The organism is Amycolatopsis sp. WAC 01416 (assembly GCF_003947485.1).
Taxonomy (GTDB): domain Bacteria; phylum Actinomycetota; class Actinomycetes; order Mycobacteriales; family Pseudonocardiaceae; genus Amycolatopsis.
Window position 1 is genome coordinate 196654 of record NZ_QHHX01000006.1, and the last position, 12773, is coordinate 209426.

Annotated in this window: 13 protein-coding genes; 8 read left to right on the forward strand and 5 right to left on the reverse strand. The window is 68.1% G+C overall.

The genetic code is table 11. The features are described from left to right. Positions 1-122: 122 nt before the first annotated feature. Complete coding sequence (locus DL990_RS21660) at positions 123-698, reverse strand: TetR/AcrR family transcriptional regulator (protein WP_125799740.1); 576 nt, start codon at positions 696-698, stop codon at positions 123-125. 50 nt (positions 699-748) lie between these two features. Between DL990_RS21660 and DL990_RS21665 the strand changes: the two genes are divergently transcribed. Next, positions 749-1705, forward strand: a complete 957-nt coding sequence (locus DL990_RS21665; protein WP_125799741.1) for an SDR family NAD(P)-dependent oxidoreductase — start codon at positions 749-751, stop codon at positions 1703-1705. A 499-nt stretch (positions 1706-2204) separates the two neighbouring features. Here DL990_RS21665 and DL990_RS21675 read toward each other — a convergent pair whose 3' ends face one another. The 3 genes from DL990_RS21675 to DL990_RS21685 form a co-directional block, all read right to left on the reverse strand. Next, entirely contained in the window at positions 2205-2537 is a 333-nt protein-coding gene (locus DL990_RS21675) for a hypothetical protein (protein ID WP_125799742.1), read from the reverse strand. Between the two features lie 21 nt (positions 2538-2558). Continuing rightward, positions 2559-2993, reverse strand: coding sequence for a cysteine dioxygenase family protein (locus DL990_RS21680; RefSeq protein WP_233599282.1), 435 nt, complete (start codon positions 2991-2993; stop codon positions 2559-2561). Positions 2994-3180: 187 nt separating this feature from the next. Next, a complete protein-coding gene (locus tag DL990_RS21685) occupies positions 3181-4311 on the reverse strand; it encodes a YeiH family protein (RefSeq protein WP_233599280.1) in 1131 nt (376 codons plus the stop codon). Between the two features lie 66 nt (positions 4312-4377). On the opposite strand from DL990_RS21685, the gene DL990_RS21690 reads away from it, so the two are divergent. The 7 genes from DL990_RS21690 (at position 4378) to DL990_RS21725 (ending at position 11607) form a co-directional block, all read left to right on the forward strand. After that, positions 4378-5133 (forward strand): GntR family transcriptional regulator, encoded by a 756-nt coding sequence (locus DL990_RS21690; RefSeq protein WP_125789543.1) that lies wholly within the window; start codon positions 4378-4380, stop codon positions 5131-5133. 548 nt (positions 5134-5681) lie between these two features. After that, the gene (locus tag DL990_RS21695) at positions 5682-5879 is read left to right on the forward strand and encodes a hypothetical protein (RefSeq protein WP_125799743.1); all 198 of its coding nucleotides are present in this window, start codon (positions 5682-5684) and stop codon (positions 5877-5879) included. 1106 nt (positions 5880-6985) lie between these two features. Further along, positions 6986-7900 carry an ABC transporter ATP-binding protein gene (locus DL990_RS21705; RefSeq protein WP_125799745.1) on the forward strand — a complete coding sequence of 305 codons (915 nt, stop codon included), beginning with the start codon at positions 6986-6988 and terminating at the stop codon, positions 7898-7900. Continuing rightward, positions 7897-8694 (forward strand): ABC transporter permease, encoded by a 798-nt coding sequence (locus DL990_RS21710; RefSeq protein WP_125789540.1) that lies wholly within the window; start codon positions 7897-7899, stop codon positions 8692-8694. The genes DL990_RS21705 and DL990_RS21710 overlap by 4 nt, the downstream gene beginning before the upstream one ends. A 42-nt stretch (positions 8695-8736) precedes the next feature. Further along, entirely contained in the window at positions 8737-9447 is a 711-nt protein-coding gene (locus DL990_RS21715) for a response regulator transcription factor (RefSeq protein ID WP_125799936.1), read from the forward strand. After that, entirely contained in the window at positions 9444-10904 is a 1461-nt protein-coding gene (locus DL990_RS21720; protein WP_125799746.1) for a cell wall metabolism sensor histidine kinase WalK, read from the forward strand. The genes DL990_RS21715 and DL990_RS21720 overlap by 4 nt, the downstream gene beginning before the upstream one ends. 211 nt (positions 10905-11115) lie before the next feature. Beyond that, a complete protein-coding gene (locus DL990_RS21725) occupies positions 11116-11607 on the forward strand; it encodes an SDR family oxidoreductase (RefSeq protein ID WP_199746528.1) in 492 nt (163 codons plus the stop codon). Here DL990_RS21725 and DL990_RS21730 read toward each other — a convergent pair. Further along, positions 11599-12747: an MFS transporter gene (locus DL990_RS21730; RefSeq protein ID WP_125799748.1), complete on the reverse strand. Its 1149-nt coding sequence runs from the start codon at positions 12745-12747 to the stop codon at positions 11599-11601. The two genes, DL990_RS21725 and DL990_RS21730, sit on opposite strands and share 9 nt — an antisense overlap. Between the last annotated feature and the right edge of the window lie 26 nt (positions 12748-12773).

Sequence of the window (12773 nt, forward strand, 5' to 3'; positions counted from 1 at the left end):
ACCAGTGCCACGACCGCGGAATCGCACGCACTGGTGGAGGCGGGACCGGTCCGCGCGGCGGACCTGGGCGGATCGGCCCCTCGTGTTCCCGGCGAGGTACCCCGCAACTCGCGGGTTGTCTCTTACTGCGGGTATCCATGTCGGATCGCGTCGATCAGCATGTGCACGAGTTGCTCCACGCTGACCTGCCACGTTTCTTTCGCCAGATGACCGCTGAGTTCCATTCCCGCGATGCCGTGTGCACTCGACATCAGCAGCGCGCCGAACCGAGGCGCGTCGGATTCGCCGACCATGTCCGCGACCAGGGCCAGGAACACGCCCTCGAGACGGCCTGCGGCCTCCAGTGCGGCTGGTGTATCAGCCGGAGCACTGAACATCAGCGCGTACCGGTGCGGCCGCCGTCGAGCGACGTCGATCAACGCCAGAATGGCTCGCTCCAACCGTATGTCCGAAGTGGACTCGAGGTTCGCGCGAAGGTGCTCGACGTCGTCCGCCAGGGAACTCCACGCGTTGATGGCGAGCTGGGCCAGCAGATGTTCTTTGTTCTCGAAGTGCCCATAGGGCGCACCTCGTGAGACTCCTGCCCGAGCTCCGACCGCACGCAGGGTCACCGCGTCAGGACCGCCCTGGTCGAGCAGCTCGGAAGCAGCGCGGACAAGAGCTTGCCGCGTGGCCTCGGCGGTCTCGGTGCGCGTCACGCCGGCCATTCTAGTTGACAGTGTCATCCGAACTGGGCAGGCTATCCCATATGACAGTGTCACATGAATTCCTGCCCGACCTGACGGGCCGCACCATCGTCGTCACCGGGACGACCTCCGGCCTCGGCCTCGCCCTCTCCGGCGCGTTGGCGGCGGCCGGTGCCAGGGTCCTGATGACTGTTCGCGACGCCGAGCGTGGAGCGGCGGCCGTCGACCTGGTGCGAGCCGGGATCGACGGCACCGGGTCGGCCGAACCCGTTCTGCTCGACCTGGCCGACCTCTCCTCGGTGCGGGCCGCCGCCGCGGAGATCCGGGAACGCACCGGGGACCGGATCGACGTGCTGATCAACAACGCCGCGGTATCGCTGGGGCCGCACAGCCGGACCCGGGACGGTTTCGAGCTGCAGATCGGGACCAATCACCTTGGTCCGGCCGCGCTGACCTGGCTGTTGATGCCCGCGCTGCGGGCGGCAGGAGACCGCGGGCGACCTGCGCGGGTCGTGACGACGTCCAGCCTCGGCCACCGTACCGGCGGACTTGACCTCGCCGACCTGCATTGGGAGCGCCGGCGGTACTCGCCGACCCGTGCCTACGGAGCCTCCAAACTCGCGAACCTCCTGTTCGCCGCGGAACTCGATCGGCGGCTGCGCACCGCCGGCGACCCGGTGCTGTCGATCGCCGCTCATCCGGGACTGACGACGTCACAGCTGCTGACCAACGCCCTTGCCCGCGGGAGTACGTGGAGGTCCCGCCTCCTCGTGCTGCCGGACCGATACCTCTCGCAGCCGGTCACCACCGGGGTCGCGCCCCAGCTCATCGCCGCCACCGGACCGGCCGAGGGTGGCGACTACCTTGGCCCGACCGGACCGTTCGAGATCCGCGGCCCGGCCGGGCCGGCACGCCGTTCGGCGGCCGCCAAGGACCTGGGGCTCGCGAACGAGCTCTGGCAGATCACGAGTGCCGCCACCGGGGTCACTCCAGACCCCGCCGGGCTGGAGCAAAGGTAGCCCGGTGGTTTCACCTCCGCGGGATTTGGAGGCCAAACCGGTCCTTTGGCGCGGAATCTCAGAACCAGCGGCACGCCGAGCGCACCGGGTCGGTGACGTGCTCTCGCAAATTCACGTGCACAGGGGTTTCGGACTTCCGTGCGGGCGACTCCGGACATCGACACCGGTGCCCGCGATGCTCGGGTGGAGCCGGGCTCGCCGTGCCGGTCACACACCGTGCCGCGCCGCCGCGCGGGCGGCGAGTCGGTGGAGGACGTCCAGCCGGACCTGATCATCCCCGTCGGCAAACGCAAGGGGCGACAACCCGAGTCTCGCCAGCAGCTACCGGGCACTGGCCGAGCACGTCAGGCGGGAGGCGTACCCGGAAGCGATCGAGCAGGCTCACGCCGACTTCGCCGGCACGAAGACGATCAGCTGACCGAATTCATGTCGGTCAGGACCGGTGAGAGCGCCTAATCGACTGTCGCGAGTTCTTCGGGGACTCCGTGACAGCACGTTGTCAAGGGGCGTAACGATATTCGCGCGCCAAAAGCGGCGAGCTGCAAGCTGATGGTTCGTCGGGTCGACTGACCTGGAGGACGGCTTGGGGAACCGTACCGCGGGGCGACATCTGCTTGTCGAGCCGGCTCGCGCCGTTGTCCGGGTGAACCGCCCGCTCCCTGATGAACGAACCGTTCTTCAGGTCACCCACGACGGTGCTCGCCTCATTGTCGTCGACCAGATCGCCGAAGTCCCCGATGGGCGACTCCGCATTCCGATGGCATTCGTGAGTAATAGCCGGTACCGACTTCCCGTAATGGGGAACGCCGGTACCGGCGCCGAGACGCGGCATTGGCCGAAATGGAGCTATCGCTTACTCCATGTACTTCGGAGTGGCGCGTTCCTGGTAGACGCGGCGGACGCTGGTTCCCTTGCTGAGATCGGCGCCGTAGACGTGCAAGGTGATGGCGACGGTGTCGGTGGTGTTGTGCACCTGGTGGATGTCGTCGGGCGGCGCGACACCGCTGACCGAACCGGTGAGGCGTTCCCGCTGGGACTTCCGGACCAGGTGGTCGCCGTCGATGTCGAAGATGGTCTCCGTCTCGGTTCCCTGGAGGACAAGGAAAGTGCACCAGACGAGATGGTCGTGGATCTCGGTGCGCTGGCCGGGTCGCCACACCAGGGCGGTGATCGAGAAGTCGGCTTCGGCGTGCAGGGTGTTGCGGGTGTATCCCCCTCTGGACCCTTCTCGTTCGGCCGGGGTGAGGAGTTCGGGAGCCGGGTGGAGTTCGGTGAGAACGTTCGCCACGGCTTGCGCGGTGACGCGGGGTTCCGATGTGCGCCCGGTGCATTGTCGAAGTCGTTCGATCAGTTCCTCGAGGCCGGGCCTGACCAAGGTTTCCGGAGGATTGGACGCGACTGTCATGTGCACACTCCTTCTTGTTGGTTTCCGATCTCCTTCGGGGATGTCGAATCCGGTGAAGGTCCACCGGATATCAGAGGGTGCCGGTGAGGGCCTGCAGGCCCAGGCTCGACGCCGCGACGAGGACCCAGAGCAGGCCGCCGAGCAGCAAGGGACGGTGGCCCGCCTTGCGCAGGTCGGCGAGGCGCAGCGTCAGCCCGATCCCGGCCAGCGCCGTGGTGATCAGGAACGTGCCGAGGAAGGACAGCGCGGGGTGCCAGGAAGCGGGGATCGCGCCGAGGCTCTCCAGGGTGGCCGCCGCGATGAATCCGAGCAGGAACAGTGGGACGACCCGGCGCCAGGGCAGGCCGCGGAGGGTGAACCCGGTGCGCGGTTCCGCCGGGCCCGAGGTGGTGCGGTGGGCGGTCGAGATCGCCAGCGTGAGCACGATCGGGATCAGCGTCAGGGTCCTGGTCAGCTTGACGACGACGCCGTGGGGACCGGCGTCGCCGTCGTAGGCGAAGGAGGCCGCGACGACCGACGAGGTGTCGTTGATCGCAGTACCCGCCCAGAGCCCGAAGGCTTGCGGGCTCATTCCGAGGAGGTGCCCGAGCGGAGGGAACAGCAGGACAGCGGCGATGTTGAAGGTGAAGATCGTCCCGATGGCGTAAGCGATGTCGGCCTGCTTCGGTTTGATGACCGCCGCGGTGGCCGCGATCGCCGATGCCCCGCAGATCCCGGTGCCGACGGCGATCAGCGTCCGTGTGTCGCCGAGGACCCCGAGCCATCGGCCGAGCAGCCACGCGCCGCCGAGGGCGATGGCGAGGGTGCCCAGCATGACCGGAAGCGATTCTCCGCCGACCCGGAGGACCTCCTGCAAGGACAGGCCGGTACCGAGTATCACGATGGACAGTTGCAGCACCGGCTTCGAGGCCACGGCGTAGCCGGGTGTCCACCTCGTGGTCCGGAGCGCGGGGACCGCGGATGCGGCGATGACGCCGAGCAGGATGCCGAAGACCGGCCCGCCGACGACGGGAGCGGCGAGCCCGAGCCCGGTCGCAACGGCGGCGACGGTGACAGCGGCCAGTAGTCCGGGCGCGATCTCTTTGCCGTGGCGGAGCGGTGTCTTCTTGTCCGCCGGCGCGTCCCGCGTCGCGATCATGCGACCGGCCCGGATCTGAGCAGTGTCCGCTGTGACATCGACGGCCTCCAAATGTACGGACATCTACGCTAGAGGATGTCCGTACATTTGGCCAGAGGTACGCTCTGCGGCGATCGCTTGGAGGACGTGATGACCCAGCGGACGCTCGCCCGGTCGGGTGCCGAGCCGCTCTGGCGGCAGCTACAGCGAGAGTTGCTGGCCAGGCTCGACGCCGGAGACTTCACCGATCAGTTCCCCGGCGAACTCGCACTGGTCGAGGAATACGGCGTGAGCAGACATACCGTGCGGCAGGCCCTGCGGCAGCTGCGCGCGGACGGGGTGATCGTCGCCGAACGAGGACGACAGCCCCGGGTCGCGCCCCCAGCCGAGATCGCTCAGCCGTTGGGGGCGCTCTACAGTCTTTTCGCGTCGGTGGAAGCCGCCGGTCTGCCGCAGCACAGCGTCGTTCGCTTCTTCGACGTCCGAGCCGACGCGCTCGTCGCCGAACGCCTCGACCTCGAAGCGTCCACCCCGCTGGTCTACCTCGAACGTCTGCGCTTGGCGGGCGACGAGCCGTTGGCGCTGGATCGGGTCTGGCTACCGGCGGACCTGGCGAGACCCCTGATGGCCGCCGACTTCAGCCACACCAGCCTCTACACCGAGCTGGCCGCGCGCGCCGGAGTCAAGCTCGATCGCGGTCGCGAAGAGGTCCACGCGGTCATCCCGACAGCCGCCGAACGCAGGCAGCTCGCCTGCGCGCACGACGTCGCGGCGTTCGCGATCAACCGGCTCAGCCACTCCCGTGATCGCGCGGTCGAATGGCGGCACACTTTGGTTCGTGGCGACCGCTATGCCCTGACCGCGGAGTTCTCGGCCGCCGGCTACCGCTTGGTCGCTCCAGACTGAACTTCGGCGTTGTCTCTCGACCGGCGAACCATCCGGCTCCAGGAGTGACCCGAGCGTGATCACCATCGCCGCATGCCGGGCACAGCACCGCGCGGGCGCCGCTCCGGGTGGCTGCCTTTCCGGCCGTCCGCGAAGGAATGTCCGCTGGAGCGTTGGCCGTCAGGGAGCCTGACCGTGCTCCGAGTGTTCACAAAGGACACCTCTCGGCGGCAAGACGACTGATTCATGCCCATATATACGGTTTGTAGTGAAGAGTCCTGCACAGCCACTGCCCCCAATGCCACATTGGAGTCGCTCAGCGCTCCCAATGTGGCATTGGGGACATCAGTCCCGCGGCGTGTCGTCTCGACCGACCTGAGCCTCGACCGGCCACCGACACCTCACCAGTCACAACCACTCACGCCACCTTCACGGAATCGACCATCCAGGCTGTATGTGGTCATCGGCCGCCCAGATTTCTTGAAGGCGCCTGAGACGTTCCGCCTCGCTCGTCCGTAACCATCAAAAGAGCTGAGCGCAACGATTCGTCCGGCCACAAGGACTTCACTTTGAACACAGCAACGAAGCTCGCCGCCTACGGTGCGGCGCTCGCCCTGGTCGGCGGTGGAGCCTGGGGCATCGGAAAGGCCGTCGGTCCGTTCGGGAGCATGGCCGGCGTCGAGGCCGCGGGGGTCGAGCAGAGTGACGAACCCGGCGGTCTCGCGTCGTCCAAGTCGTTCCGAACCCGAACGGTTCACCGGCGATGACCCGCCCGGACGGCAGCCAGAGAGAGGTATCCCGCCGCAAGCGGACTGTGGCGTCATCACCGTTGGCCAGGGTGTGACGCGATCCGGGACGAAAGAGCTGTTCGTAGTCTGGGGCCCGCAGTGGCATCTGCCGACCTTGGCCAGCGCTACGCCGAGCAATGCGAAGATTGCCCGATTGTTCCCGGGTGTGGGTTGAAAGGGAACAGGGGTCGGGTCTGCCCGCCGCCACGCGGCCCTCCTTGCCTTACCCCTCGATAAGTGTCGTTCTGGCGACCAGAAACACTCACGAGAATCGCGATCGTCGTCCAGAGATTGGCGGACAACCCCTTCGTGGCCAGTGGGTTTCGTTTCGGCCTCGCCAGGTTCGGATCTCTCAGGTTTTTCGTGCCGCGAGCTCGGCGAGCATCGCGTTGTAGGCATCGAGTTCGTCGTCGCCTCTGCGGTCGGTTCGCCGTGCTTTGCGTTCGTCGCTTCGTGCCCACTGGGCCAGCAGCGTCGGCTGGCGGAGGGGGGCGGTTCCTCCGAGTGAGGGTGATGTGGACCACGCCGCCATCGTCGGCGATCAGATATGTCCACTGTGGACAAGCTGAGTTTTGGGAACCGGCGGCGAGAAGCGATCTCTCAGGCGCAGGAGCCAAGTCTCGCCGACGGCCTTTCCGGATTTCGGGCACATAAGAGTGCCCTTTCGTGCCGCATGGCTCGCGTAGCATTGATCAGGCTGGAAGCCGATCGGCGGTCCGGGAAAGGTCGTGGTCCCCCGAACTCGGTCCCGGCTGTGCGAAGCGGGAGTCGTGAGTGGTAAGTGTCGTTAGAACGACACTTACCACTCACGACTCCCAGCCGAACGACCGCGGGGCCGTATGATCCTCACTGCAGTTCCTCCGCTGGGAGACTTTCGCCGAATTTTCCGGCGGTGAAGGGACGGGTGTACAAGGCTGTCGGTGGTATGTCGCGGCGATCACCCGGACACGAAGAAATCGTTGGTGACCATTCCCCCCTCAGGGGAATGGTCGAGTATGTCCCGTCCGCGACGCCGGCAGGCAATTCCCAGGGTTTTCACAGAAGCTCTCAGAGATCGGTCAGCCCGGCTCGGCAAGGTCGATGCCATGACAACGATCGAAGTAAAGGGGCTGTCCAAACGGTACGGCCCCGACACCGTGGTGGACGACCTGTCGTTCACCGTCGAACCCGGGCAGGTGACCGGATTCCTCGGGCCGAACGGGGCGGGCAAGTCCACCACCATGAAGATGATCATGGGTTTGGCGGCGCCCACCCGGGGGTCGGTCAAGATCGGCGGCCGCCGGTATGCCGACTTGCCCGTACCGCTGACCGAGGTGGGCGCGCTGCAAGACGCCGGCGCGGTCCACGGCGGCCGGAAGGCGTACGACCACCTTTTGGTGCTCGCGGTGAGCAACGGGCTGCCCCGGCAGAGGGTCGGCGAAGTGCTCGCCCGGACCGGGCTCGAGGACGTGGCGGGCAAACGAGCGGGAGGGTTCTCGCTCGGTATGCGGCAGCGGCTCGGCATCGCGGCGGCCCTGCTGGGTGATCCGCGGGTGCTGATCTTCGACGAGCCGGTGAACGGCCTGGATCCCGAGGGTATCCGGTGGATCCGGGACTTCATGCGTTCCATGGCCCGCGAAGGCCGGGCGGTGCTGGTTTCCAGTCACCTCATGAGCGAGATGGCGCAGACCGCCGATCACCTGGTCGTGGTCGGCCGGGGAAGGCTCATCGCCGATACCGGGATGAGCGAGTTCCTGCGGTCCAACGGCGAGGGCACTGTGCTCGTCCGTACGGCGGAGCGGGACTCCTTCGCGCTCTCGTTGACCGCGGCCGGGGCCGTTGTGCGGGAAGGGCTCGAGTCTTCGCTCGTGGTTTCCGGCATGACGAGTGCCGAGATCGGCAAGCTCGCCGCGTACCACGGCATCGCGCTCGGCGAACTCACTCCGCAACAACCCTCGTTGGAGGAAGCGTTCATGGAACTGACGAAGGACAGTGTCGAGTACCAGGGGGCCGCCGCATGAACTGGCTCGCGGCAAAGTCTGAAGTGGCCTTCGCGCACACTCTCCACGCGGAGTGGATCAAACTCCGCAGCCTGCGTTCCACCTGGTACACCCTGGCCGGGCTCTTCGTGGTCGGACTCGGCATCACGGCCATCTCCATGAGCTCCGCCGGGACGACGTACGAGACGTCGACGCCCGCGGAACAGGCGGTTTGGGATCCGACCGGTCTCAGCTTGAAGTCCTTCATCCTCGCCCAGCTGATCATCGGCGTGGTGGGTCTCCTGATCATCACCTCCGAGTACGCGACCGGCTCGATCCAGTCGTCGCTGGCGGCCACGCCCCGTAGGCATCGGCTGCTGGCGGCGAAGGCGGTGCTGGCCACCGTCATCGGGCTGGTGGCGGGCCAAGTACTGATGTTCGTGTCGTTCTTCCTCGGACAGGCGCTCTTGGCCGCTCAGGACGTGCCGAACGCGGCGCTGGGTGATCCCGGCGTGTTCTCCGCCGTGGCGGGCGGGGGGCTTTACCTCTCGGCCATCGCGCTGCTCGCGGTCGGGCTCGGTGTGCTCATGCGAGCCACCGCCGGAGCACTGGCCACCCTGGTGGGAATCGTCTTCCTGGTGCCTGCCATCGCCGGCCTCTTCCCCGCGCTCGAAGGCCTTTTCGCCTTTTGGCCGACGCGGGGTGCGGCCGCGATCCTCGCGACGGTCCCGGATCCCGCCTACCCGGACCCTTGGCTGAACCTGGGTGGGATGTGCGTCGGGGTCTTGGTCGTAGTGGCGGCCGGGTTCGTCGTCCTGCGGCGCCGTGACGTGTGACGGCCTTCGTATCCTGGCGGAGTGGAACGATCAAGTCGGGCGATGACGCCTCATGGACGCGCTGAGCGGCTCCTGGTGGTGGACGACGAGGCCACCGTCCGGGAGCTGCTCTCCGCCACCCTGCGGTTCGCGGGATTCCACGTGACCTCCGTGTCGACCGGCGCCGAGGCGGTTGCCTCGGCCGACGGTGAGCCGCCCGATCTGGTGCTGCTCGACGTCATGCTGCCGGACATGGACGGCTTCGAGGTGGTCCGGCGGCTGCGACGGCAGCGATCGGCAGGCCGCGGCGGGCCGGTCCCTGTCCTGTTCCTCACGGCCAGGGATCGTCAGGCCGACAAGGTCACCGGTCTCTCGCTCGGTGCCGACGACTACGTCACGAAGCCCTTCGACCTGGAAGAGCTGATCGCCCGGATCCGGGCGATCCTCCGCCGCACGTCCGGTCACCAGACCGACCTGCTGACGGTGGGCACGATCGAGCTCGACGTCGACGGGCATCAGGTGAGCAGGGCAGGGCGGCCGATCCACGTCACCGCCACCGAATTCCGGCTGTTGCGCTACCTGATGGAGAACGCGGGCCTGGTGGTGTCCAAAACGCAGATCCTCGACCGCGTCTGGGACTACGACTTCGAGGGGGACGCCAGCATCGTCGACACCTACATCTCCTACTTGCGGCGCAAGGTCGACACCGAAGAACCCAAACTCATCCACACGGTGCACAGCGTGGGTTACGTGATGCGGGAACCGCGGCAGTGAGCCGGTTTTCGTTGCGGGTCAGGCTGCTGCTGCTCACTTCGGGGCTGTTGCTGGCCGGGCTGAGCCTCATCAGCGCGGTCGTCTCCGATCGTGTGGAGCGCTATCAGCTCGACCGGATCGACAACCAGCTGCGCTCGGTCACCACGGTGATCTCGCGGGTGCCGGCCACGGGACCGCCCGATATCGGGAACTCCCTCGCGCGCCCCGAGCTCCGCGACTCCGCTCCCGACGCCATCGGCGTTCCCTATCTGGTCTACCTGGACGCGGCGGGTGCGGTGACGGGCGACCTCCACGCTTCCCGGCTGGACGGTTCGGCTTTGCCGCCCCGCGAAGAGCTGCGCACGATCCCCGCCACCGGGACTGCCGTCGACCTGCGCGCCGCGGACGGGTCCGGACGCTGGCGAGCCGTCGGCCTGCCGACCACGGGATGGCAGGGGACGGTGATCGCGGCCGCGCCCTTGACCGAGGCCGAAGCCACCATCGCGCAGCTCCGGGCGGCCAGCATCGTCAGCGGTGCCGTGCTGCTCGTCCTGCTGACGACGGCCGGCTGGTTCGCGCTCGGTCATGGCCTGCGGCCGCTGCGCCGGATCGAGCACACTGCCGCCGCGATCGCCGGGGGAGACCTTTCCCGCCGTGTACCGGTTCTCGCATCACCCGGGACGGAGATCGGGCACCTGGCGACCTCGCTGAACACCATGTTCGGCCAGCTCGAACAGGCCTTCGCCGACCGTGCCGCGTCCGAGAACCGGATGCGCGTCTTCGTCGCGGACGTCAGTCACGAGCTGCGCACGCCTCTCGTCGGCATCAAAGGCTGGACCGAGCTCTGGCGGATGGGTGCGCTGCCGGCGCGGGCCGACATCGACAAGGCGATGCGGCGAATCGACCGCGAGTCCATCCGGCTCACCGCCCTCACCGAGGATCTCCTGCTGCTCGCTCAGCTCGACGACGCACCGGAGGCACAGCTTGATCGGGCGCCGATGGACTTGCGGACCTTCGCGGGCGACGCCCGGCACGATTTGCGCGCCCTGGACCCGTCCCGGCCGATCGAGTTGACCGGGCCGGGCGGCGCCGGCTCGCCCGGCCCCGCGCCGGTCCATGCCGACGAGGCTCGGCTGCGGCAGGTCGTGATCAACCTCGTGGGCAACGCCGCCGCCCACACCCCGCCTGGCACACCTGTCCGGATCGGTGTCGGCACGGTGGAAGGCCATTCTGTGCTCGAAGTGGCGGACGAGGGACCGGGGATGACGGCCGAGCAGGCGGACCGCGCCTTCGATCGCTTCTACCGGGCCGACCGCTCCCGGAGCCGCTCCGGTGGCGCCAACGCGGGGCTCGGGCTCGCCATCGCCCGTTCTCTGGCCAGGGCCCATGGTGGCGACGTCGAGCTGGTGACCGCTCTCGGTGAGGGCGCTTGTTTCCGGCTGACCCTGCCGGAAACAAGCGGTCCTGCCGACGTGTGAGTGGCGTTCGGTGTCATGCGGAGGGCACGAAGTCCTCGCCGGTTCTGTCGCGGTCAGGGGCGCTCGACAGCGCGGTCCGGTAATGCCATGAGCCGTCGTAATTCAGGTCCGGCCAATGCCGCCAGCGGCGACTTCTCCTGCGTTGTGCGGACCAGCTCGTCGCGGGCGCGGCCGCCCTCTCGAGCCCCAGCTGAACTCCGTCGGACTCAATGTGAGCGGCCTGCTCACGCTGACTCACGCGATCGGCACCGAGCTGGCTTCCCGCGGTTCCGGTGGAATCATCAATGTCTCGTCCACCGCGGCCTTCCAACCCATGCCGTACCAGGCCAGCTATGCCGCGACCAAGGCCTTCGTGCTCTCCTTCTCCGAAGCGCTGGCCGAGGAACCGCGGGGGACCGGGGTGCACGTCATGGTCGCGCACCCCGGCGCGATCTCGACCGGGTTCTTCGACGGCACCTCGGCCACGATCGACCCCCGGGTGGCCGACGAACCGGCCAGGGTCGCCGCACGCACCCTCGACGACTACGCCCGGCGGCGCGCGGTCTCTTACCCGGGCAAGGCCAGTGCGGCGACGGCCGCGCGGAGGAAGATCATGCCGGACAGTGTGCCGACGAACCGCGAAGCAGTCATGATCGTCAGCCCTTGGCTGCCCGTTCGACCCGGCGAACGAGCCCGGTCGAACGGGACGCGGAAGTCATCGTGAGACCTGGCTCGCGGGTGCTGAAGGTACGACTTGCCGGCTGATCAGCAGCGGTAGGAGGATCATGACGGCGGCGCACCAAGGGAGCAGGCCCGTTCCCAGTGGCAGCAGGAGACCGCCGATGAGTGCTCCGCCGGCGACGGCGCCGTTCCAGGCCGCGATCGTGAGTGATTGGGCGGCGTCGGCCGTGGGGCCCGCGATGAGGGCGGTGACGGCCTGGAAGGCGGTCGGCGCGCCGCCGAACGCCAGTCCCCACAGGCAGGCGGCGGCCAGGACCACGCCGTGGATCCCGTCACTGAGCCCCATGAGAACGACAGCCGCGGCCGTCAGGCCGGTACAACACGTCAGCACGGCGCGCGGATGGCCGTCGAGCGCGGTACCGACCGCCAATAACCCGCCCACCGTCGCGCACCCGAACACCAGCAGGGCCGCACCCAGCATTCCCGCAGCGTCAAGGCCGGCGAGGATCGGGCCGATGTAGGTGTAGGCCACGTTGTGCCCCAACGAGAACAGCGCCACCGTCGCCAGCAGCGCCCGCATTCCGGGCAGCCGTGACGCGGTCAGCGGCCGGGTGGGGCGAGTCGGATCCGCGAGGACGGCGGGAACCGCGGCGAGCACCCACGCCAGCAGTGGCACGGTGATCAGCGCCATCGCGGCGAACGCCCAGCGCCAGTCGGCCAGTTCGCCGAGCGCGGTACCGGCGGGCACACCGAGGGCGAAACCGATCGGGGTGCCCGACATGGCCACGGCCAGCGCGCGCCCGGTGAGCCCAGGCGGCGCGAGGCGCATCGCGTAGCCCGCGACGAGCGACCACATCACCCCGGTCAGCGCACCGGAAACCACCCGTGTCGCCAGGATCAGCGGGTACGACGAGGACACGGCGATCAGCAGGTTGGTGCCCAGGAAGCCGATGATCAACGCCAGCAGCAACACCTTGCGCGGCACGCGCAGCGTCGCGGTGGTGAGCGGGATCGCCGTCAGCGCGGTGGTGATCGCGTAGACGGTCACCAGCTGGCCGGTCGCCGCCTGGGACACGCCGAGGTCCTCGGACATGTTCAGCAACAGCCCAGCGGGGAGGACCTCGGCGAGGCAACCGAGGAAGACCGTCGTCGTCAGCGCGAGCAGCGCACGGAAGGGCAGCATGCCTCGACGATCGCTTCCCAGCGGGC